We start from the raw sequence: 22,317 nt of genomic DNA on the forward strand, positions 1-22,317 counted from the left end.
GCCGCGCCTCACAGGTCCACGAAAACCTGGGCGCGCCAGCCTTCCGCGGTCTGCTCCACGAAGAGCTGGTGAAACGTCACGGCTTTGATGTGCGTGTTCATCTCGTGCCGAGCCCGGTCGAAAGGCTCGCCGTAGGCCGTGCCATGCACGCGGGCCGGCTCGAGCGCGGTCACATCGGCGCGGCGAAAGACCAGGCGCTCGGCCTCCGCCACGGCCAGCAGCTCCGCCAGCCAGGCGTACAGCAGCGTCTCGTTGTCGCTGCCCGTGGTTTCGATCTCCCGCGATTCCCGCTCCTCCACCGTGGCCAATTCGCAAGTCAGAGAAAAAAGCGCCAGCGCCGCATTCTCGAACAGCTCCTCGCGCGTCTTCCCGTAGGCGCGGAATCCGATGTCCGCGGGGTGCTCGAGAATCTCGAACGGTGTTTTCACCATACTTCGATTCTAGTCCCTGAAGGGCGCGAGAGATGCGAGTTTTGAGACGCGTGCAGCCACTTCGGTATCAATTACGTTGACTACGCAATCTGTCGATTGAGGTGATATTTTCCACGTCCAACGCGGACAAATAACTCCGTTGTCTGTTTGTTGCCGACGGCATGCTTCCCGAGAAATGTGTGATACGTTCCTTCTGCCCACCCTGGGCAAGCTCGCTTTACCATTGCGGCGTCGAACGGCTGTGCGAGCTTTCCGGAACGAACTGCGGCGTAAATATCGGACCCGAACTTTTTCATAATATCACCCCAACGTGTTTTCTTACGCCATGCTTTCCAGTACGATCCAACGCATCATTTGCAGGGGTAAGCCTCCTGAAGCGCCAGCAAGACCAACAATGCCGCATGGTCACGTAGGTTCTTCGGGTTCTCGCGTAGATACTTCACCACAATTCGAACCACCTGCGGCGTCGGCATGAAACCTTCCTTTGGAAAGCAAATCAACGGCGACGAAAAATGGAGTCGGGCTTTCTCCGCAGCTTCCGTCTCGGCGTATCCATCAACGACGCCGAGAATGTAGCCAGTGCAGTGGGAGGCGTCCACGAATTCCAAGTCGGTTAGCGTTGTGTCCCCGTCGATGGCGCGCATAGCTTGTTTGCAGTCGTGAAGCAATTCATTCCCCGTGGGCATGTCTTGGTCCACTGTGGGTTTCTGGGCGGCTTTCGTTGACCCTAAATTCGCGGATAGAAACAACTGGACGAACAGCACCATCCCAACTATTGCACTTTGTACGTGTCGCATTTAACGCTCCCGTGCTCGCGGTCGTCAGTGATGGTGGACGAACCGATGCCATCGCTCTCGCAACTTCCAATACCAGCTTACTCTCTGAGGGTCGATTGCTAGTTCAAAAAGCAAGTTGGCGTGCTTTCTATCAAAGGTACACTCAGGACCAAAGGACCGTTTTATTAGCGCGTCCAATTCTTTTTTCTCATTGTCATTTTTAACCGTTTTCATTCTTTCAGTGACGGCATCTTTTATACGGGAAAGTGATTCTATTGCCTCTAAGGATTCTAGATTCGTGCGCTTGCCGTCCGGTGAAAGACTATCGGCGTGCATTATCCTAAGTACATTATCAATGTCTTCTGCTGGAATTCTTTCAATGCCCTCGTTCGGCATCCAACGGACTTCCAAGTGCTCCCGCGTGTGATTCAATACAAAGCCGTTCTTCTTAAAACCTAACGTGCAAACGTCGCCGCGCTTCCAAGGGTGCTTGCGTGGGTCAAGCGGTGGCTGCGATATTGTCATCGGACTCCGATCAGTCTACCGTTATGGCACGTAAACACAATTACAAAAAGTCGGGCCATTTGCCATGATAGAATCCGCCCACCGGGGGAAACGAATGACGAAACCAAACAAGCCCACGATCTCCATGATCTTACTTTATCTGGCGATTTTGTTTGGCGGCGTCCTTCTCGTAGCTTGGGTGCTGTCGGAGATTTTAAGTCTGCCCCCCAAGGCCACATACCAACTCACGAAGGCATCTCTCGACGCTGCGGCGGCGGTCGCGGTTCTAGGTTTTGCGTTTGCCCGCCAAAGGCTCAATACGAAGGTAACGTTGATCGCCACAGGATTGCTTTCGCTGGGTCTGACTCTTTGGGTCCTTTCGATTGGGCATCAATCGCCCACAGGTGCGTCCACAATCTCGACCGTCGATCAAGATGCTTACGTCGTGAGCACAGAACGCTTTGACGAAAATGGGAAACCTGTGTGGACGCTCGCTCACGGAAAACAACTTTATACCATCAACTATGACAACACTTGCACTCAGCAAACCGCCGCCGCTGATTGTGACCACGCCCTCGACGTCGGACAATCATTTGGAGGATCGAATGTGTCCTTCCACGGCGACGGCCATGTAATTTCCCTCGTGGAATCCAAGGCCGACAAAGACTTAACGCACTTCTATCAGGTAATGCGAGTTGATGCGGTTCCCTAACATTTGCCAAAAGGAGACGACAACCAACATGCCCAAAGTTTATTTGCATGCCACTGACATCAATAAATTTGAGTGGGTTGACAAGCCGGAAAATGCCACTGCGGATGCTAAGGAATCCATGGAGGTGACTTTGAAGCAATTCAAGGGTGCCGAATTGGAGCGTGCTCCTAAAAAGACCCTACAACACGAATCGGGTTGGATTATCAGCAAGGAGGCGTAAAGAAAAAGATCCGAGGAGAACGGCCTGCCCGAATTTATCGATTAGATACTTCTGGTACTTAAATCCTATTCGGGTAAACCAACCCCACCGCGGGTGGCACATCCTTTGCGAGCGGAAGCGAGAGGGTGGCCCATCTTTTCGCGGTTTTTGCGAAAAGGTGGGGATTTTGACTTTTTGTGCCACAAGGACAACTCTCCTCACATACTTTTCCACAACCCATACCAATACCGCTAATAATTCCTTTGAAAGTAAGTTATTTATAGGCTATCATTCCCCGTGAATCGCGATCTTCACACTCGCCGCCAAGCCCACCATCGCCCTTCTGCCCCGTCTCCCTGCTCCGCCCCGCATAGCCAAATCGCGCTCTTTTCGCTCTTTTGCGTCCAGCACGTTTCTGTAAGTCTTGTGTTTGCCACTCTTACGCACTTCCAAAAACAGGAGCGCGCCGCAACTCTCCTGCAATCAATCCAATACGCACTCTTTGCAAAAACACCGGGGGTGGGCAGGGAGTCCTCCCCATTTCGTCACTCCCCACTCGCCACGATCTCCTTTATATTCTGCAGTTACAAAAATTCCACCTGCAACCCTTGCGGAATCAGCAGTTCCAAAACACACGACTTCATCCCCTTTGGAATCTGCAGTTCCAAGAAAACAGGGGGGTGGGGGTCATTCTGTTTACTTGCCCCGATCATCCCAGTCACGAGTCGCAACTCACGAATCACGAGTCACTTTCCCGGACTCGCCTTGACCCTGCCCGGTCCCGCCGATAAGCTAGTTGTTTCTCGCGCGGCTTGCCGGAGTTCGGCGGGCCGTTCCCAGGCGGACATGACCATGGATCAGATTCGCGTTACCTTGCCGGACGGAAAAGTGCACGAGGTGGCGAAGGGCACGACTGCGGGGGAGATTGCCCGCAAGATCGGGCCGCGCCTGGCGGAAGCCGCGCTGGTCGCGCGGGTGACGCCGGCCACAGCGCCCGCGACGGGCGCCGCGAAAGCTCTGGCCGCGACCGGCACGGACGAGCCGGAGGCCGGCGACCTGGTGGACCTGCGGCGCCCGCTCGAGCAGGACGTCCGCCTGCAGATCCTCACGGAAAAAGATCCCGACGCGCTCTACGTTTTCCGCCACTCCGCGGCGCACCTGCTGGCCGCCGCGGTGATGGATCTCTATCCCGGCGTGAAGCTGGGCATCGGCCCGCCGGTGGAGAACGGCTTCTTCTACGAATTCCTGCGCGAGGAGCCGTTCACCCCGGACGACCTCGTCAAGATCGAAAAGAAAATGCACGAGCTGGCGGAGCAGGACATCCCCAACGAGCGCAAGCTGCTGCCCAAGGCCGAAGCGCTCGAGCTGTATAAGAAGACCAACCAGACCTTCAAGTGCCAGCTGGTCGAGGAAAAGGCCGAAGAGCCGATGGTCTCCTTCTACACCACGGGGAAATTCATCGACTTCTGCCGCGGACCGCACATTCCTTCCACCAAGCGCATCACGGCCTTCAAGCTGATGAGCGTGGCCGGAGCCTACTGGAAGGGCCAGGAAGGCAACGCGCAGTTGCAGCGCATCTACGGCGCGTGCTTTTTCACGCAGAAGGACCTCGACGATTACCTGCACCGCCTGGAAGAGGCCAAGCGCCGCGACCACCGCAAGCTGGGCCCGGAGCTGGACTTCTTCAGCATCCAGGAGGAGGCCGGGCCGGGGCTGATCTTCTGGCACCCCAAGGGCGGCCTGGTGCGCAAGATCATCGAGGACTGGCTGCGCGAGGAGCTGCTGAAGCGCGGCTACGACCTGGTGTTCACGCCGCACATCATGCGCCTGGATCTGTGGAAGACCAGCGGGCACACCAATTTTTACAAAGAGAACATGTTCGGCGCGGTGGAGGTCGAAAAGGCCGAATACCAGCTCAAGCCCATGAACTGCCCGGGCCACATCCTCATTTACAAGACCAAGCTGAAGAGCTATCGCGACCTGCCGGTGCGCCTGGCTGAGCTCGGCACGGTCTACCGCTACGAACGCAGCGGCGTGCTGCACGGCCTGCTGCGCGTGCGCGGCTTTACGCAGGACGATGCGCACATCTTCTGCACGCCCTCGCAGATCGAGGGGGAAGTCGAAGCCTGCGTGGACTTCGCCTTCGCGGTGATGAAAAATTTCGGCTTCGACAAATTCGAGGTCGAGCTCTCCGACTGGGACGCCACACACCCGGAAAACTACGCCGGCAAGCCCGAGGACTGGCACCGCGCTACCGCCGCGCTCGCCGGCACCCTGAAGCGCATGAACATTCCCTTCAAGCGTATGGAGGGCGAAGCCGCGTTCTACGGGCCGAAGATCGACGTCAAGCTGATCGACGCCATCGGGCGGCCCTGGCAGCTCACCACCGTGCAGTTCGATTTCAACCTCCCGGCGCGCTTCGGCCTGGAATACGTCGGCGAAGACGGCGCGCGGCACCAGCCCCTGATGGTGCACCGCGCCCTGCTCGGCTCGGTCGAACGCTTCTTCGGCATCCTCATCGAGCACTACGCCGGGGCGTTTCCGGTGTGGCTCGCGCCGGTGCAGGTGGAAGTCTGCCCGGTGAGCGAAAAGGTCAACGACTACGCCAGGCACGTGACGGAAACCCTGAAGCACCATGGCCTGCGCGTGCATCTCGACGACCGCAACGACAAGCTCCCGGCAAAGATCCGCGACGCGCAGATGCAGAAGATTCCCTACATGCTGGTGGTGGGCGCGAAGGAAGCGGAAGCCGGCACGGTCTCCGTGCGCCACCGCAGCAAGGGCGACCTCGGCCCGCGCCCGCTCGCCGAATTCGTCGCGGCCCTGCAGAAGGAAGCGGAAACCCGCGCCGCGCAATAGTCATGGCGCTTGATTTAACAGGTTCCTTATTGTTATAAGTGCCATCCTGAGGCGAACCGGCGAGGTTCGCAGAAGGATGACAGATTTGGGACTGCACGCCATTTAGGAGGCCGCACATGCCGAAATTTCTGATTGAGCGGGAAATCCCCGGCGCGGGAAAACTCAGCGCGGCGGAGCTGCATGGCGTCGCCCAGAAGTCCTGCAGCGTGATCCGCACTTTGCCGGGCGTGCAGTGGGTCGAGAGCTACGTCACCGACGACAAGGTTTATTGCGTGTACATCGCGCCGAACGAGCAGGCCATCCGCGACCACGCCCAGCAAGGCGGCTTCCCGGCCAACCGCATCTCCGTCATCCGCCGCATGATCGACCCCACGACCTCGGAGGGCTAGCCGGCACCAATAGCGCCGGCTTGTCTACGGCGCGGGAAGCTGCAAGAGCGCTCTCCGCAGAAGCCAGGCGCAGAACAACAGACCCGCGAACTCGAAGGACACTCCCGCGGCGAGCGTGCTGCGTGCGACTCCGGTCTTGGCCAGAAACACAAACCAGCGGTCGAAGCCCAGGCCCATGGGTGCCGGCTTGGGAGAGCGAATGTAGAACAGCAGCCGGCGGCTCATGCTGGGAATCGGCGAATAGCCGGGGCGGTAGGTCCAGTGCTCGTCGAAATACCGGCCGGTGGCCTGGTCCTCCAGAAAGCTGGTGGAAATCCCAATGACCTGGATCAGAAACCCGGCGAGGAACAGGACGATCGCCAGCTTGCGGAGCCGCGGCGCGAAATCGGCCAGCGCCGGACCGAGCCCCAGGCAGAGCAGCACAATTCCCGGAACCTGATAGCGCGGGCCGTAGCTGTAGCTTCCCTCCACGTGCGAAAAGTGCGCGTAGAAGAAGAGGTACGCCAGGGGGAGGAGGGTGGCGATGGTGGCCAGGCCGCGGTCGCGCTTGGCCAGACGGAAAATGCCCGGAATGGCGAGCAGCAGCGGCGGCGCGAACAGCAGCATGGATTTTCCGGGCGAGAAGAGAAAGATGTACAGCCCCTTTAGAATAGGCGTATCGAATGTATTGAGGACCTTGCCATTTTCGGCCACCGCGGGATAGCCGAAATCCTGCCAATGGCCGAAGAGCATGTGGTTGCGCACCAGGCAGGCGACGCCAAACAGGCCGATGACGGTGGCCAGGACGAAGGCGGGCCGCAGGCCGTTCTTTTTTTCGCGCACGAGGACGGCCAGCAGAAAAATCGCCGCCGCGAACACATGTACGGGCCGCACCCACAGGCTGATCCCTAGAAACAGCCCGGCCAGCGCCGCGTTCTTCGCGGAGATGCCCGCGGATTCCCCGCTGGCAAACAGGAACAAGGCGGCCGCCAGGAGCAACGCCGCGGCCAGCGGTTCCGAGTAGAACCAGGCGGAATAGGAGAACACCGGCGTGGCCAGCGCAAACAGCGTGGCGGCGGCCAGCGCGGTGCGCAGCGCAATCCCCAAGCGGCAGAAAATCAGGAAGAGCAGGGCCGCGGCGAGCGCCGAAAAGGCCGCGTTGCTGGCCGTGAGCACGGCCGTCATGACGAATTCTCTGGACCACGGCGGAACCCCGGGAAGGACGCTGAGCAGCGCCGATCCCAGCGCGTACCACGGAACGATGGCGGCGGCTTGGCCCGGGCCGTAGGGCGTCTGCGGCTGTCCGCTGCGATCCAGCTTGCCGAAGAAAAGGCCCGCGGAAACCGCCTGCGGGACCGCCGTACTGGCGTGCTGGGCGAGACTTTGCACCTGAAAGTTCACCGACACTTCATCCATGGTGCGCACGCGGCCGGTCGAGGTCAGCAGAAACAGGAAATGCAGCGTCAGAAAGAACAGGAGGGCGATGCGGTTGGCTGGATGGGTGTCCGTACGCTGCATGCGGTGATTTAATCATGCCGCCGCCGGCGGGTGGCGTGCCGCTCCCCGCCCGTGTATCGTTTCAGGCATGCCCGCAGCGGGTCCTCCGGAAGCTCCGGGACCCTGCCCGGGCAGGCGCTTGCCGGCAAACCGTCTGCGCATGCTATACTTTCCACTCTGCCCCTGGACGCTGGTGCCGTCTGTGCGGGCGGGAATGCGGTGCAATCGGGGCCAGCCCAGGCAAGTCGAGGCGGGTCATGCGCCTATCATTGATAAGGGGGATTTATCGCTGAACGTGGTTTTCGGATGGCCGATCGGGTCCGCGTAAACGAGCGGATTCGGGCGCGAGAGGTTCGGGTGATTGATGAAGAGGGCGCGCAGCTCGGCGTGATGCAGCCGTTTGAAGCCGTGCGCATGGCGCGCGAACGGGGGCTCGACCTGGTGGAAATTTCACCGTCCGCCGATCCGCCGGTATGCAAGATCACCGATTACGGCAAGTACCTCTACCAGCTGAGCAAGAAGGCGCACGAGCAGCGGAAAAGCAGCCGCGGCTCCCAGCTGAAGGAAGTGAAGTTTCGGCCGGCTACCGCGGAACATGACTATCAGGTTCGCAAGAACCAGATCATCCGGTTCCTCGGGGAAGGCCACAAAGTGCGCGCGATGATCTTCCATCGCGGGCGCGAAATGGCGCACCAGGAAGTAGGCCGCGCGAAGATGCAGCGGCTGCTCGGCGAAATCGGCGAGCACGCACTGATCGAAACGCCGCCGCGCATGGAAGGCAACGTCCTGGTGGCGTTGCTGGCGCCGAAAAAGGGCGCCACCAAAGCCGCGGCCGCAGAGAGCTGAGAGCGAAAGGATTCAGGGGCATGGCGAAGAAGAAGGCCAAGAAGCTGAAACTCAAGACGCACCGCGGCGCGGCCAAGCGCTTCAAGGTCACCGCAACGGGCAAGATTCTGCGCATGCATTCGGGCAAGCGCCACCTGCTGGGCACCAAGGCCCCGGGCCGCATGCGCAAGCTGAAGAAGCTGGCCCAGGTGAGCCCGGCCGACGCTAGAAACGTGAAGCTGCTGCTTCCGTACGCCTAGATTTTTTGTCATTCAAAACGTCCCGGCATAGCGGGCGTTCGGAATGACACGCTGTAAGAAGTTGTAGCGCAGGGTGAAAGCCCGGCGCTGTCGCTCAGCTCAATCGCCGAGCGGCTTCGTTCTGTGTAATTGCAGAGCGATTTTGTTCTGCATAATCGCTGAGCGATTATCGTGCCAGGCAGCGCTTCACGGGTGCCTGCCGGCCGAAACGGCCCGCCACGTTGCGGGCTTTGCCGTACACATCGGAGACAAACCCGTTGCGATGCGCCTTTTTTTGCGCCTTCGCGCCCTGTTTGTCTCCCCACTTAAGGAGAAAACCCAATGGCTCGCGTAAAACGCGGCACCAAGCGCCGTGCGCGCCGCAAGAAGTACCTCAAGCGCACAAAAGGCTTCTTCCTCACCAAGAGCAAGCTCTACCAGTCGGCGCAGGAAGCGGCCAACCGCGCGGATCGTTATGCTTTCCGCGACCGCCGCGCCAAGAAGCGCCAGTACCGCCGCCTGTGGATCCAGCGCATCGGAGCCGCCGCACGCCTGAACGGCCTGACCTACGGGCAGCTGATTCACGGCTTGAAGGTGGCGGCCGTCGATCTCGACCGCAAGGTCCTGGCCGATCTCGCGGTGCTCGACGCTGCGGCGTTCGCGCAGCTCGCGGCCAAGGCCAAGGCCGCCGCGCCCCCGGTCAAGAAGAACGCGAAGAAAGCGTAGTTCGGGGTTTCGCCGTATCGCCGGCTTGCAGCCGGCACGCTCGACCGCAGGGGCACGATCGTCCGCGCCCCTGCAGACGATTGGACTTCGATGAGCTCTGTCGAAAGCAAGACCGCGAAGACCCTGGCCGCACTGGACGCCGCGCAGCCGCAACCCGTGGTGGCGCTCTTCGCCGAGGTGCGCGCGCGCTTCGACGCCGAGGCCGCCGCCGCGCACGACGAGGTCTCCTGGAAACTTTTCCGCGACGCCTGGCTCGGGCGCAAATCCGGCGTCCTCACGCAGATCACCGACAACTGGCTGAAGCCCGCCTCGCCGGAGCTGAAGCGCGCCGTCGGCGCCGCGCTCAACGAGCTGCGCGCGCACGTCGAGGCGCAGATCGAGGCCCGCCGCGTGGCGCTGGAAGGCGCCGCCGACGAAACCACCCTGGCCCGCGAGCGCGTGGACCTCTCGCTCCCCGGCGTGGTCCGTCCCGTCGGCTCGCGCCACATCATCCGCCAGGTCTTCGAGGAGATCGAGCGCATCTTCCTGCAGATCGGCTTCTCCGTCGCCGAGGGGCCGGAGATTGAATCGCCCTACTACAATTTCGAAGCGCTCAACATCCCCGAGTTCCATCCCGTGCGCGACGATATGGATACCTTCTACCTGGAGCTGCCGAAAGGCGCTCCCGGGCAGCTCCTCCTGCGCACGCACACTTCCCCCGTGCAGATCCGCACCATGGAGAAGCAGACTCCGCCCGTGCGCGTGATCGTCCCCGGCAAGGTCTATCGCCGCGACAATCCCGACGCCACGCACTCCTTCATGTTCCACCAGGTCGAAGGCCTGGCCGTGGATACGGACATCACCTTCTGCGATTTCACCGGCACGATCGAATATTTCGTGCACGAATTTTTCGGACCCGGCGTGAAGACCCGCTTCCGCCCCAGCTATTTTCCGTTCACCGAACCGTCGGTCGAATTCGACGCCTCGTGTATTTTCTGCGCCGGGCGCGGCACGGCCGCGGGCGGCGGCGCCTGCTCGAAGTGCAAGGGCGCGGGCTGGATCGAGCTTTTCGGCGCGGGCATGGTGGACCCCGCGGTCTATGGCTTCGTCAACTACGACGCGGCCAAAGTCAGCGGCTTCGCCTTCGGCATCGGCATTGACCGCCTGGCCATGCTGAAGTACGGCATCGACGACATTCAGGTGTTTTTCCAGAACGATGTGCGCTTCCTGCGCCAGTTTCCGTGAAGCGCATGTAGCGCCGGCCGGAATTTATCCCGACGGAGCCGGGAGGCCCGCTATCTTCGAGGGTTTATCCGCGGGCAGGGCGTAAGAGGCAGCAAGGATTTCGAGAATGAAGGTCGTATACAACTGGCTGAAGGAGTTCGTGGACCTGACGGCGCCGGCCGAGGACGCCGCCTCGCGCCTGGCGCTTTCCGGCACGAACATCGGCGGCATCGAGCAGGGCGCGCAGGGCGCGGTCATCGAAGCCGAGCTCACCACCAACCGCCCTGATTGCCTCGGGCACTACGGTCTGGCCCGCGAACTCAGCGCCATCTACAGGCTGCCGCTGAAGCCGGTCGCCCCCAAGCCCGCGGAAAGCGCAGCGAAAGCCGTCGGCGCGGTGCGCGTCGAGATTCAGTCGCCGGAGCTCTGCGGCCGCTTCACCGCGCGCGTCATTCGCGGCGTGAAGATCCAGCCCTCGCCGGCCTGGCTGCGCGAGCGCCTGGAAGCCGCGGGCGTGGCCTCCATCAACAACGTCGTGGACGCCACCAACTACGTCATGCTCGAGCTGGGCCACGCGCTGCACGCCTTCGACTACGACCTCGTCCGCGATCACCGCATCGTCGTGCGCCAGGCCAAACCCGGCGAAAAGATGAAGACGCTCGACGGCCTCGAGCGCCAATTGACTCCCGGCATCTGCATGGTCTGCGACGGCGACGGCACGCGCGCCGTGGGCATCGGCGGGATCATGGGCGGTACCGAGACGGAAATCTCCTTCTCCACGAAAAACGTCCTCCTCGAATGCGCCTGGTTCGAGCCCGTCGCCATCCGCCGCGCCACGCGCTTTCTCCGCCTGTACACCGAGGCCTCGACGCGCTTCGGCCGCGGCGCCGATCCCGAACTGGCCGAGCTGGCTTCGCGCCGCTGCGCCGAGCTGATCCTGCAGCTGGCCGGCGGCGAACTGCTCGCCGGCGTGGTGGACGCCTATCCCGGCAAGCGCGCGCCGAAGAAGATCGCCCTGCACCGCAGCGAATTCCTGCGCATCATGGGCGTCGACGTTCCGGACAAGGAGATCGAGGCGATCCTCGCCGCGCTGGGTTTCGCGCCCGTGCGCGTGGATGCCCAGCGCGGAGCCGCGGGCTCCTTGCTCGCCGCGTGGGAGTGCGCGCAGCCCTCCTGGCGCGCCGAAGTGGAGCGCGAGATCGACCTGATCGAGGAAGTCGCGCGCATCTACGGCCTGGACAAGTTTCCTCCGCGCTTTCCCGTGGCCCGCAAGGCCGCGGCGCGCCTGCCGCACGCCGCTGCCGAAGAGCGCCTGCGCGAGCGCCTGATGGGCCTCGGCTACCGCGAGATCGTGACCATTCCGCACGTCGCCGAAGAGCGCAACGAGCTCTTCCGTCCCGCCGAGGCTACACCCGCGCGGCTTGCCAATCCGCTCTCCGAAGAGGCGGGCGTGTTGCGCTCCACCGCGGCGGTGACCATGGCCGCGGCGTTGGAGTGGAATCTCAACCACGGCCAGCGCAGCGCGCGCCTGTTCGAAATCGGCCGCCACTATCGCTTGCAAGGACAGCAGTCGGTCGAGACCCGCGTCCTAGCCCTCGGCGCGACCGGCGAAGCCCGCGAAAAAGGCATCTACGACGCGGCGCGGGCCTTTTCCTTCGCGGATTTGAAGGGCGACCTGGATGCCGCCGGGGCCTTCGCCGGCGGATTCCGCTGGCAACCTGAGGGTGGCGCATGGTTGCATCCGGCGCGCTGTGGCCGCGTGTTTCTCGGGGCCCAGGAGCTGGGCGTCGCCGGCCAGCTGGCGCGCCGCGTGGCCGAACGCCTGAAGCTGCGCCAGGACGTCTTCCTCGCCGAGCTGCTCCTCGATCCGCTCTATGTAGCGATGCGCGCGGCTGGCGACGCCCGGCGCTTTGTGCCCCTGCCGCGCTTTCCCGCTGTCGAGCGCGATTTCTCGCTCCTCCTCGCCGACGGCACATCCTTTGCCGCCGTGGCCCGCGTCATCCAGTCGCTGGGCATCGCGGAAGCCAGCTCGATCGAAGCGGCGGACCTCTTCCGCGGCAAGAACGTGCCCGCCGGAAAATATTCGCTGCTCGTGCGCGTGCTCTTCCAGAGCCCTACGAGCACGCTCACCGAAGCGCAGATCACCGATTTCTCCGGAAAGATCGTCGCCACGCTGGAGAAACAGCTCGGGGCGCAGCTCCGCGCCGGCTGAACCCCTGCGCCGCGGACTGCGGCCCCAGCACAGTGGAAGCGAGGAACACCATGCCGGACACCGGAACACAGAAGCAAAATCCCCTGCAGTACATCACCGACCAGTTGAATGAGCTGCGCGCCCGGGGCGTCGCGCCGAAGCTGCGCGTCCTCGAAGGCGAGCAGAAGACCCTGTGCACCTTCGACGGCAGGGAAGTGATCAACCTGGCCTCGAACAACTATCTCGGCCTGACCACGCACAAGGCCCTGCGCAAGGCCGCGCTCGAAGCCGTCCGCAAATACGGCGCGGGCGCCGGCGCCGTGCGCACCATCGCCGGCACCATGAAGCTGCACATGGACCTCGAAGAGCAGATCGCGCGCTTCAAGAATGTCGAAGCCTGCGTCGTCTTCCAGTCCGGCTTCACCGCCAACGCCGGCACCGTCTCCGCCGTCCTCGGCAAGGAAGATCTGATCGTCTCCGACGAGCTGAACCATGCTTCGATCATCGACGGCGCCCGCCTCTCGAAAGCCACCATCAAGGTCTTCCAGCACAAGGACGTCAAGGACTGCGAGCGCATCCTCCAGGAAACCGCCGCCTGGCCCGGCCACAAGCTCATCATTACCGACGGCGTCTTCTCCATGGACGGCGACATCGCGCCGCTGCCGCAGCTCTGCGACCTCGCCGAAAAGTACAACTGCATCATGATGGTAGACGACGCGCACGCCTCCGGCGTGCTCGGCCGCGGCGGCCGCGGCAGCATCGACCATTTCAATTGCCACGGCCGCGTGCACATCCAGGTGGGCACGCTCAGCAAGGCCGTCGGCGCCATGGGCGGCTACGTCTGCGGCTCGCGCGACCTCATCGACTTCCTCTATCTCCGCGCGCGCCCCTTTCTCTTCTCCACTTCGCATCCGCCGGCCACCGCCGCCGCGTGCCAGGCCGCCTTCACCCTGCTCGATTCGCCCGAAGGCGAGAGGCTGGTGAAGAAGCTGTGGGCCAACACGAAATTCTTCAAGCGCGAGCTGAAGCGCCGCGGCTTTAAATTCGCGGCCAGCGAGACACCCATCATCCCCATCCATGTCGGCGACGCCGCCAAGGCCTTCGAATTTTCCCGCCAGCTCTTCGAAGCCGGCGTCTTCGCTCCGGCCGTGGGCTTTCCCACGGTCGCCGAAGGCAAGGCCCGCCTGCGCGCGATCGTCAGTGCCGCGCACAAACGCGAACATCTTCTCCGCGCCGCCGACATCCTCGCCGAAGTCGCCAAGCCCCTCGGCATCATTTAGAGGACCCTTGGTTTCAGGAATAGGGAATCCATAATTCCCTGTAATTCCTGCTTGGTGGCAGGTTATTTTTAGCCGCTGGTGCGCCTCATTGCGGCCTCAAAAAATTATTAAGTGGTTGAAAACAAGTAAGTTGTAGAATGGAACGCTTCATGCGAACCTTCGCTCCCGGCAACACATATTCTCCAAAAGGCCGAGTTCACGTCATCGGACTGATGGATATTCGAGGAGGTTCACCAGCCATGAAACATGCAGGTCTTGCATTTCTGCTCGGGATTTTTTTTGCCGTGAGCGCCAACGCTCAGTCCGCCGGTGCGCAGGCCGGTGCGCAAGCCAGTGGTCAAGCGTCGGTCCAGGAGGGCAAGAAAGATGTGCAGGCTTCCGGCAGCGCCTCAGCGGCTTCCTCCGCCTCGGCGCATGCCGGCAGGCAAAGCGCCTCACTCGCCAGCGGTACAACGATGAACGCCACGCTCGTCAGCTCTGTGGATTCGAAGAAGGCCAAGGCCGGCAATACCGTCGCAGCCCGGACCACCGAAGCCGTGAAGTCCGACGGGAAAGTGGTTCTGCCGAAGGGCACGAAGCTGGTCGGCCACGTCACGCAGGCCTCCTCCCGGGCAAAGGGCGATTCCGAGTCCGCGCTGGCGATTCAATTCGACAAGGCCGTGCTGAAGAACGGCGAGGAAGTCGCACTGAACGTGTTGATTCAGGCGATCGCCGCGCCACAGCAGATGGCCGCTTCCACAGCGGATGAGGCTGGCTTCGCGGCGGAGGGTGGCGCCAGCGCCGGTAGTTATAGCGGCGGCCGCGGAGGCTTGCTCGGAGGCGCGGGTGGCACGGTCAACACCGCAGTGAACACCGCAGCCAGCACGGCGGGGCAGGTGGCTGGTGCGACCGACGCAACGCTCAACTCGACGGTGAATTCCACCGCGAACGTTGCCGGTGCGTCCCACGGAGCCGTCGGAGGACTGAACGCAGCAGGCCATCTCGCATCGAACAGCAAGGGCGTTTTCGGCTTGAACGGGCTGAACCTGAACACGGCGGCGTCGAACAGCACGCAAGGCTCGGTCATTACGTCGGCCGGCAAGAACGTGCACCTCGACACCGGCACGCGCCTGTTGCTTGTTTCACAAGCCCAGGCCAGCGCTCCACCGAAGCAGTAGCTCAACCACCAACCATTCGTTGTGCAGGGGGCGCGCTCCAACGCCCCCTCTTTTCTTTTGCTTAGCAAAATGCTCGACCGCCCTTTGCTATACTCGCCCGCATGCCCGCTACGCCCAAAAAACTCTTCCTCGTGGACGCCATGGCGCACATCTACCGCGCCTTCTTCGCCCCCATGGACCGCCTGCGCACCGCTTCCGGCATGCCCACCAAAGTGCCCTTTCTTTTCGGCAACATCGTGCGCCGCTTGCTCAAGGACTATCAGCCGGACTACATCGGCATCGTCTTCGACACCAAGGCTCCGACCTTTCGCGACAAGCTGTTCGAAAAATACAAAGCCAAGCGCCCGCCCATGCCCGACGATCTCGCCGTGCAGCTCCCCTACGTGCGCCGCCTGTGCGAAGCCCTGCGCCTGCCCATCCTGGAATTCGACGGTTACGAGGCCGACGACGTGATCGGCGTGCTGGCCCGGCAAGCCGCGAAGAAACACCTCGAGGTCCTGCTGATTACCAACGACAAGGACATGCTGCAGCTCGTCGGCAACAGCATCCGTGTCCTGCGCACCGGCCCGGGCGGCGCCAAGGGCGACGTCGTCGTGGACCAAGCCGGGGTCGAGGAGATCCTCGGCGTCCCGCCGGAGAAGGTCATCGAGGTAATGGCGCTGATGGGCGACACCATCGACAACATTCCCGGAGCCAAGGGCATCGGCGAAAAGGGCGCCACGGAGCTGATCCGCAAATACGGCAGCGTGGAGAGTGCCCTGGAACACGCCGGCGAAGTTTCCAACAAGCGCTACCGTGAAGCCCTGCAGCAGCAGCGCGAACAGGTCCTGCTCTCGAAGCAGCTGGCCACCATCTCTACCGACGTGCCGCTGGAGCTCGATCTGCACCTTCTCGAGCGGCGCGAGCCGGACCTCGCCGCGCTGCGCGAGCTCTACCGCGAGCTGGGCTTCACCTCGCTCCTCAAGGAGCTTGGCGCCGCCGCTACCGCTGCGCCCGCCGCCGGAGAAGCGCCGGCGGACTACGCACAACTTGCCTCCGCCGCCGGCTTCCGCGCCTATCTCGCGCAACTTTCCGCCGCCAGGCCTCTCGCCGTCTGGCTGAATCTCGAAACGGGCGGTCGCGAAAGCGAAGGCTTCGGCACGCGCATCGTCTCCATCGAAGTCTCACCCGGCGTGGGCGAAGGCCGCGCCGTCTGGCTCGACGAAAAAGGGGAAGCCCTGGCGGCGCTCGCTCCGTTTCTCGCCGATGCGCAGCGTCCGAAGATCGTCCACGATCCTAAGCTCTTCCAGCTGCTGGCCGGCCCGGTGGCCGGCATCCGCCACGCCACGCAGCTCTATTCCTATCTGCTGCGCCCCACCACCGCCAATCACAACTTCGCCGACGTCGTCCTCCGCCACCTCAACGCCATGCTCACCAACGCGCCCGGCGAGCGCGCCGAGCTCCTGCACCGCCTGGCTCCGGTGTTGCGCGCGCAGGTCGAAGAGCAGCAGCTCGCCGCGGTCTACGAAACCATCGATCTGCCTCTCGCGCCGGTTCTCGCGGCCATGGAGCGCGCCGGCGTGCGCGTCGATCCCGCGGCGCTCGACGCCATGTCCCAGGCCATGGAGAAGGAAGTACGCCGCCTGGAGAAAGAGATCTGGGCGCTGGCCGGCGCGGAGTTCAACGTCAACTCCCCCGCGCAGCTCGCGGAAATTCTTTTCGACAAGCTCAAGCTGCAGCCGCCCGCGCGCCGCGGCAAGGCCAAAGCCCGCTCCACCGCCGCGGACATCCTCGAAGAGCTGCGCGCGCAGCACGAGTTGCCCGGCAAGATCATCGAGTACCGCGAAATCAGCAAGCTCAAATCCACCTACGTGGACGCGCTGCCCAAGCTCATTCACCCCGAAACCGGCCGCCTGCACACCAGCTTCAGCCAGACCGGCACGGCCACCGGCCGCCTCAGCTCCTCCGACCCCAACTTGCAGAATATTCCCGTGCGCAGCGAGCTCGGCCGGCAGATCCGCGCGGCCTTTGCCGCGGAAAAAGGGAAACTGCTGCTCTCCGCCGACTATTCGCAGATCGAGCTGCGCATCATGGCCCATTTCTCGGACGACCCCGTGCTGATCGAGGCCTTCCGCAACGGCGAGGACATCCATTCGCGTACCGCGCAGGAGGTCTTCGGCGTGGGCCCGCTGGCGCAGACCGCCGAGCACCGCCGCGCCGCCAAGGCCATCAACTTCGGCATCATCTACGGTCTTTCGGCCTTCGGCCTGGCGCAACAGCTGGGCATCGAGCAGAAGGAGGCCGCGCAGTTCATCCACGCCTATTTCCAGCGCTATCGCGGCGTGAAGCAGTACCTCGACCGCATCCTCGAGGAGACCCGCAAGACCACCCTGGTGAGGACGCTGTTCGGGCGCATCCGCCCCATCCCGGAGATCGCCTCGCCGCAGATGCAATTGCGCAACTTCGCCGAGCGCACCGCGCTCAACTCTCCGCTGCAGGGCACCGCCGCCGACCTCATCAAGCTGGCCATGATCGCCATCCACCGGCGCCTCGCCGCGGAAAAGCTGGAGGCGCGCATGATCCTCCAGGTGCACGATGAACTGCTCTTTGAAGCGCCGCACGGCGAGCTCGACCGCCTGCGCGCCCTCGTCCGCGCGGAGATGCAGAACGTTTACGCCCTGAAAGTGCCGCTGCTCGTGGACGTGAAGTCCGGTCCCAACTGGCGCGATATGCAATAGCCGCGGCGCAGCGGCCCGGCCGCCGCCGCGGCCCTTTCCGGAATTTCTTTCTTTTCTTCCCCGGCGGCGCTTCCCGGACGTAGAATGCCCAGCAGGGGGCGTGACCTCGCGTCCGGGTCACCTGCCCGGGGAGGCAATGATGCGTCACATCTTCACCGTTTTCGCGGCCCTGGCACTGGCGGGGTTTGCGGGCTCGCGCATTCCACAGGAAAAACCGCAGGAGGCACCCGCAGCGGATTCGAAGATTCCTCCGGAGTATGCCAGCAAGACCAATCCTGTGAAGCCGACTCCCGCCGGCCTGGAAGAGGCGCGCCGCGTTTTCGGTTACGACTGCGAGATGTGTCATGGCAAGGACGGCAGCGGCAAAGGCGACCTTGCTGGGGAGATGAAGCTGGACATGCACGACTGGCGCAATCCCGCCACCCTCGAGAAGTATTCCGACGGCGATCTCTTCTACATCATCACCAAGGGCAAGGGCAAAATGGTGCCCGAGGGCGATCGCGTCAAGGAAGAGGTGCGCTGGCAGATGGTCAACTTCGTTCGCTCGCTCGCCAAGAAGGGCGGAGCGGAAGCCGCCAAACCGAAGGAGGAAACACCCCAGCCGTCTGCGGAAGCCGCCAAGCCGCCCGCCGCCCTGCGCTAGCTTGAGGCTGAAGACGGTCTGATACTTGCCATCCTGTCCCGGCTATTTCCGAGTGCTGCCGCAACCGCCGCGTTTGTGCTAGGCTTTCCTCTGATTATTCCATCATTACGGAGGTTCCCATGGCCCATGCGCCGCAATTTCTGAAGCTCGTCAATGATGCCAAGACGCGCATCAAGGAAACCAACGTCGCCGACGTCAAGCGCCGCATGGACGCTGGCGAAAAGTTCCACCTCGTGGATGTCCGCGAGGAGAGCGAATGGACCCAGGGGTATCTCCCCGGCGCCGTGTACCTGGGCCGGGGAGTCATCGAGCGCGACATCGAGCTGAAGATCCCCGACACCAGCGCCAAGCTAATCCTCTATTGCGGCGGCGGTTTCCGCTCCGCCCTGGTCGCCGACAATCTCCAGAAAATGGGTTACCACAACATCGAATCCATGGACGGCGGGTGGAAAGGCTGGATCGCCGCCGGTCTGCCCACGGCAAAAGGCTGATCGAGAGGGCAGCCGCGCCGCCAGCGACCGCGTGCGATCTGTTGAGCGCTGCCGAAGTCCAGCAGATACTCGGCACACCCGGTCAGGTGCAGGACGCGAAGCCAGATTCGTGTCTCTGGTTCGCGCCCGTGAGACGAACGCTGTCGGTCCGCATCGACCAGGCGATCATCTCTGATCCCAAAAAGCAGTTGGCCATGCTTCGTTCGCCAGCTCAGAGGATGAGTCCGAAGCATACCTTTCAGGACGAGCCGACCGTAGGACCCCTCTCCTTCTCGGAGACGACCACGATCAGCGAGTGGCTGATCAAATTCGTGAAGGGCAAAAAAGTCGTCGTCATCAAAGTGGACGGCGCGCCCGGCGAGCTCGGCGCGGCCCGGGGGGCGGCCAAGCTGCTCTACGCGAAGATGTGAGCCAACATAGCTGGAAGCGCCTTTGTTTTTTCCCGCCAGGCGCCCCACCGGCCGGACTTGCGGGTGACGGCCAAGCGGATCAGCCGGATTCCCGACGCCGCACGTTTTGTAAAACCCGGGAAATACCAACTGGCTATTTTCAGCGTTTCCCTCTCCCGTGTTTCCCGGGAGCAGACGACGTTTCGAGAGGCACTTGCTCCTCTGCAAGCAGGTGACTACTTGTCTCCGCACGCGTTGATGTCGGGATCCCGAATGGCGAAATCTTTCTTGAACAGCATAACTTCTTTATCTGCAGATTTGCGGCCCAGGATGTAGGCGTCTATATTGGCTTTGTATTCGAGCGTCATGCGGGAGAGCTTGCAGGGAATCATCGAAGCAGCGCCCGCGGCGGTAATCGTCAGGATGGCGACGTTCTGAACACTGGCGGACGCTTCTGTCTTAAACGTGGTCTCCATCTTCTTCTTGGCCCATTTGCCGGCAGCTGTGTTCGAAAGAAAGCCAGAGATGGTATCCGCCAGCGAGGAAGGAAGAGCGCTGGTGAGCAGGTCCACAGTGGATTCCGTGCCAAGGCTGAGTGTGATTTTGGGCGCGGCCATTCCCAATAAGATGGCGTGGGGAGCGATGGAAACACTCAGAGAGTCACCAATGCTTCCGTCGCCGGAGATTGTGCCACTGGCAGAAGCTGCCCCGCTCTTGACCTGCACGCCCTCGTCGCCGTTATAAGAAACTTTGAAGGAACCCTTCATGGTTTCCTTTTTGCCGCCGAATCCGGGCTTCAGAATGAGGTTGGCATTGATGCTGAGGACAAATGGAATACCGGCGACGGGAAATGGAATCTTGGCAATGGTGGGCAGCTTGATATTCGGCTTGTCCATTCCCGCCGTGCTGCCCTCGCCGCGCACCGCCGCGTAATCAATATTCAGCTCGCCGTTCATGCCGGAGTCGGTGTAGTTGAAATTGTCCGTTGAGCCATCCTGAATCTGCATGCTGGCGGAGCTGATGAAATCCTTGAGGAAGCCTTTGGCGGAGAAACTGACGCCGAGACTGTCAATCTCCTTGGCCACAGAAAAGCCCATATCCAGGCGGTTGGGGGAAGGTGTTGCCTGGATGGTGTACTTCCAGTCATCCACCTTGCCGGAAAAATGAATGGCCGTGCCGCTGGCGTAGACCACGCCTTCCGCGCTGAGTCGTGTGGACATGGCAGAGAGACGCCCTGGAGAACCGGCAGCAGGCGCCGAGCTGGACGCATAGAGCGAACTGAACTTTATGGGAACGCTCCACTGAATCGTGCCCTTCTGGATGAGATCGGTAAGGCCGGCGCGCTCCGTGTTGACTACGAAATGATTTTCGTACGTGGTCGTGGCCAAGACCTTGCGCACTGAAAGATTTTCCAGAAAAAGTACCTGGCCGGGCGATAGCGAGGCGATCTTGGCTTCGGGATTATCAAAAACAAAGACTGTGCCATCGGAACTGATACTCTTCAGGCTGCCCTTCCAGGAAGACTCGTCGATGCGGACCGTCTCCGGCGTGTAGGAAACGTCGAAAACCGTTCCCGGAAGATCGCGAAGATCCCGGAAAGGTTTTGTAGCCGCGGCGGAAGAAGAACTCCCCCCGGCTGGGGCGGACGGCGCCTCTTTTTTGGAACAGGCCGAAAGTGACAGAAGAGCAAGAGCGCACAGCGAGACGAACTGCAATCGCATGGGTTTCATCGAGAGCTTCTCCGTGCGGAAACACGCGTGGGAGCCAAGATGCGCACGAAGATAGCAAGCGAGATGGGGGGTGTCAATGAGGGCGGCACGGCGGACGCCGCTACGAGATCCCGCCAACTTTTTCATGACTGGATACGCTCCCGGACAGATTCGGCTTCAGAATGAATCTTGGAGGACGGCAATGAAGTTTCGGAGGGCGAAAAGGCTGGCTCGCCGCCGGCCTGCCAACGGCAAGAGGCTAATCTAAAAGGCACTCTCCAAGAGAAGGGAAGAAGCGGGCCACTGGTCGCAGGCCCTGTGGGCGGGAAATTGGCTGGGGCGGAAGGATTCGAACCTTCACCATCCTCATTAACAGTGAGGTGTCCTACCGGTTGGACCACGCCCCAGCAGCCACTGAAGAAACTTCTTCGAAAACTGCATCGCGAAGAATCCCCCTAATATATCACGACTTGCCCCCTTCAAACGAGCGTTTGCTGCGCGCATCATTGCGCCCGCGCCGTTGTCTGGCGCATTCCGCGCGCTGTTTTTCCGCGCTTTTCCGGGAACGAAACAGATACTTTGCCTCCGGGGTTGCAATCTGGAAAGTTTTATCGGAAACTATCCGGTCTGTGGTCGCCGGGTTTTTGCGCTTCCCGGTCGCATGGGGTGGAGTTACGTATCACGCCCGCTGTTGGTGTGCTCCCCGCGCAAGCGCAACGCAAACATGGCACAGATTTTTCATCGCAGCTCGAACTTTATCGCCCGCGCCACTCTGGTCTTCGCATTGTCTGCGGGCGGCCTGGCCCTGGTGGTCATCGGCGCGATCGCGCGCTCTCCCTATAAGACCAACCAGAACGTGGCGCGCGAGCAGCCCGTGCAGTTCAGCCACAAGCACCACGTCGGCGACGATGGCATTGACTGCCGCTACTGCCACACCTCGGTGGAATCTTCCGCGGTAGCCGGCCTGCCCCCGACCAAGACGTGCATGAACTGCCATTCGGTGCTCTTCAGCAACTCCGGCTATCTCGAGCCGGTGCGCGAGAGCTTCCGCACGGACCAGTCCATTGCCTGGGTCAAGGTGCACCGCCTGCCCGACTTTGTCTATTTCAATCACAGCATTCATATCCGCAAGGGCGTCGGCTGCGCTTCCTGCCACGGCCCGGTCAACCAGATGCCTCTGATGTGGCAGGCTTCGCCGCTGCTGATGAGCTGGTGCCTCGATTGCCACCGCAATCCCGAGCTGAACCTGCGGCCCAAGAGCGAAATCTTCAACATGGATTGGAAAGCGCCTGCGAATCAGGCCGAACTCGGCAAGCAGCTGGCGGCGGAATACAAACTGCGCACGACGGCCGAGCTGATTAGCTGCTCGACCTGTCATCGCTGAGAAAAACGCCCGGAGAG

General features: G+C 62.1%; 21 protein-coding genes and 1 tRNA gene. 16 read left to right on the plus strand and 6 right to left on the minus strand.

All coding sequences use genetic code 11. From position 1 onward, the window contains the following. Positions 1-8: 8 nt before the first annotated feature. From LAN61_01380 to LAN61_01390, 3 genes are all read right to left on the minus strand, one after another. Positions 9-431, minus strand: coding sequence for an archease (locus LAN61_01380; GenBank protein ID MBZ5539148.1), 423 nt, complete (start codon positions 429-431; stop codon positions 9-11). A 350-nt stretch (positions 432-781) separates the two neighbouring features. Continuing rightward, positions 782-1,228 carry a hypothetical protein gene (locus LAN61_01385; protein MBZ5539149.1) on the minus strand — a complete coding sequence of 149 codons (447 nt, stop codon included), beginning with the start codon at positions 1,226-1,228 and terminating at the stop codon, positions 782-784. 24 nt (positions 1,229-1,252) lie between these two features. After that, positions 1,253-1,603, minus strand: a complete 351-nt coding sequence (locus tag LAN61_01390; GenBank protein ID MBZ5539150.1) for a hypothetical protein — start codon at positions 1,601-1,603, stop codon at positions 1,253-1,255. A 223-nt stretch (positions 1,604-1,826) separates the two neighbouring features. On the opposite strand from LAN61_01390, the gene LAN61_01395 reads away from it, so the two are divergent. The 4 genes from LAN61_01395 to LAN61_01410 all read left to right on the plus strand — a co-directional run bounded on the left by LAN61_01395 (position 1,827) and on the right by LAN61_01410 (position 5,870). After that, positions 1,827-2,423, plus strand: a complete 597-nt coding sequence (locus LAN61_01395) for a hypothetical protein (protein ID MBZ5539151.1) — start codon at positions 1,827-1,829, stop codon at positions 2,421-2,423. A 28-nt stretch (positions 2,424-2,451) separates the two neighbouring features. Further along, the gene (locus LAN61_01400; protein ID MBZ5539152.1) at positions 2,452-2,643 is read left to right on the plus strand and encodes a hypothetical protein; all 192 of its coding nucleotides are present in this window, start codon (positions 2,452-2,454) and stop codon (positions 2,641-2,643) included. Between the two features lie 831 nt (positions 2,644-3,474). Then, a complete protein-coding gene (thrS, locus tag LAN61_01405) occupies positions 3,475-5,481 on the plus strand; it encodes a threonine--tRNA ligase (GenBank protein MBZ5539153.1) in 2,007 nt (668 codons plus the stop codon). Between the two features lie 116 nt (positions 5,482-5,597). After that, positions 5,598-5,870 (plus strand): DUF4242 domain-containing protein, encoded by a 273-nt coding sequence (locus LAN61_01410; protein MBZ5539154.1) that lies wholly within the window; start codon positions 5,598-5,600, stop codon positions 5,868-5,870. Between the two features lie 24 nt (positions 5,871-5,894). Here the strand turns inward: LAN61_01410 and LAN61_01415 are convergent, their stop codons facing one another. Beyond that, positions 5,895-7,367, minus strand: a complete 1,473-nt coding sequence (locus LAN61_01415) for a hypothetical protein (protein ID MBZ5539155.1) — start codon at positions 7,365-7,367, stop codon at positions 5,895-5,897. A 285-nt stretch (positions 7,368-7,652) separates the two neighbouring features. Here LAN61_01415 and infC point away from each other — a divergent pair, with 285 nt between their 5' ends. The 11 genes from infC to LAN61_01470 all read left to right on the plus strand — a co-directional run bounded on the left by infC (position 7,653) and on the right by LAN61_01470 (position 19,228). Continuing rightward, positions 7,653-8,192 (plus strand): translation initiation factor IF-3, encoded by a 540-nt coding sequence (infC, locus tag LAN61_01420; protein MBZ5539156.1) that lies wholly within the window; start codon positions 7,653-7,655, stop codon positions 8,190-8,192. Positions 8,193-8,212: 20 nt separating this feature from the next. Further along, a complete protein-coding gene (rpmI, locus tag LAN61_01425) occupies positions 8,213-8,431 on the plus strand; it encodes a 50S ribosomal protein L35 (protein ID MBZ5539157.1) in 219 nt (72 codons plus the stop codon). A gap of 321 nt (positions 8,432-8,752) precedes the next feature. Further along, on the plus strand, positions 8,753-9,136 hold the full coding sequence (gene rplT, locus LAN61_01430) for a 50S ribosomal protein L20 (GenBank protein MBZ5539158.1): 384 nt from the start codon (positions 8,753-8,755) through the stop codon (positions 9,134-9,136). A 90-nt stretch (positions 9,137-9,226) separates the two neighbouring features. After that, complete coding sequence (gene pheS / locus LAN61_01435) at positions 9,227-10,360, plus strand: phenylalanine--tRNA ligase subunit alpha (GenBank protein MBZ5539159.1); 1,134 nt, start codon at positions 9,227-9,229, stop codon at positions 10,358-10,360. Positions 10,361-10,466: 106 nt separating this feature from the next. Then, positions 10,467-12,551: a phenylalanine--tRNA ligase subunit beta gene (gene pheT / locus LAN61_01440; protein MBZ5539160.1), complete on the plus strand. Its 2,085-nt coding sequence runs from the start codon at positions 10,467-10,469 to the stop codon at positions 12,549-12,551. A gap of 50 nt (positions 12,552-12,601) precedes the next feature. After that, positions 12,602-13,810, plus strand: coding sequence for a glycine C-acetyltransferase (locus tag LAN61_01445; protein ID MBZ5539161.1), 1,209 nt, complete (start codon positions 12,602-12,604; stop codon positions 13,808-13,810). Between the two features lie 137 nt (positions 13,811-13,947). Beyond that, a complete protein-coding gene (locus LAN61_01450) occupies positions 13,948-14,967 on the plus strand; it encodes a hypothetical protein (protein MBZ5539162.1) in 1,020 nt (339 codons plus the stop codon). Between the two features lie 101 nt (positions 14,968-15,068). After that, positions 15,069-17,684 (plus strand): DNA polymerase I, encoded by a 2,616-nt coding sequence (polA, locus tag LAN61_01455; protein ID MBZ5539163.1) that lies wholly within the window; start codon positions 15,069-15,071, stop codon positions 17,682-17,684. Between the two features lie 136 nt (positions 17,685-17,820). Then, a complete protein-coding gene (locus LAN61_01460) occupies positions 17,821-18,327 on the plus strand; it encodes a cytochrome c (GenBank protein MBZ5539164.1) in 507 nt (168 codons plus the stop codon). 119 nt (positions 18,328-18,446) lie between these two features. Continuing rightward, entirely contained in the window at positions 18,447-18,818 is a 372-nt protein-coding gene (locus tag LAN61_01465) for a sulfurtransferase (GenBank protein ID MBZ5539165.1), read from the plus strand. 128 nt (positions 18,819-18,946) lie between these two features. Beyond that, positions 18,947-19,228, plus strand: a complete 282-nt coding sequence (locus LAN61_01470; protein MBZ5539166.1) for a hypothetical protein — start codon at positions 18,947-18,949, stop codon at positions 19,226-19,228. Positions 19,229-19,443: 215 nt separating this feature from the next. On the opposite strand, the gene LAN61_01475 is transcribed toward LAN61_01470, so the two are convergent. Both LAN61_01475 and LAN61_01480 read right to left on the minus strand, forming a co-directional pair. Further along, positions 19,444-21,063: a hypothetical protein gene (locus LAN61_01475; protein ID MBZ5539167.1), complete on the minus strand. Its 1,620-nt coding sequence runs from the start codon at positions 21,061-21,063 to the stop codon at positions 19,444-19,446. A gap of 184 nt (positions 21,064-21,247) precedes the next feature. Continuing rightward, a tRNA-Asn gene (locus tag LAN61_01480) sits at positions 21,248-21,323 on the minus strand. A gap of 317 nt (positions 21,324-21,640) precedes the next feature. Here LAN61_01480 and LAN61_01485 point away from each other — a divergent pair. Further along, positions 21,641-22,300 (plus strand): cytochrome c family protein, encoded by a 660-nt coding sequence (locus tag LAN61_01485; GenBank protein MBZ5539168.1) that lies wholly within the window; start codon positions 21,641-21,643, stop codon positions 22,298-22,300. Positions 22,301-22,317 lie beyond the last annotated feature (17 nt).

It is taken from the genome of Terriglobia bacterium, from assembly GCA_020072785.1.
Taxonomy (GTDB): domain Bacteria; phylum Acidobacteriota; class Terriglobia; order Acidiferrales; family UBA7541; genus Acidiferrum.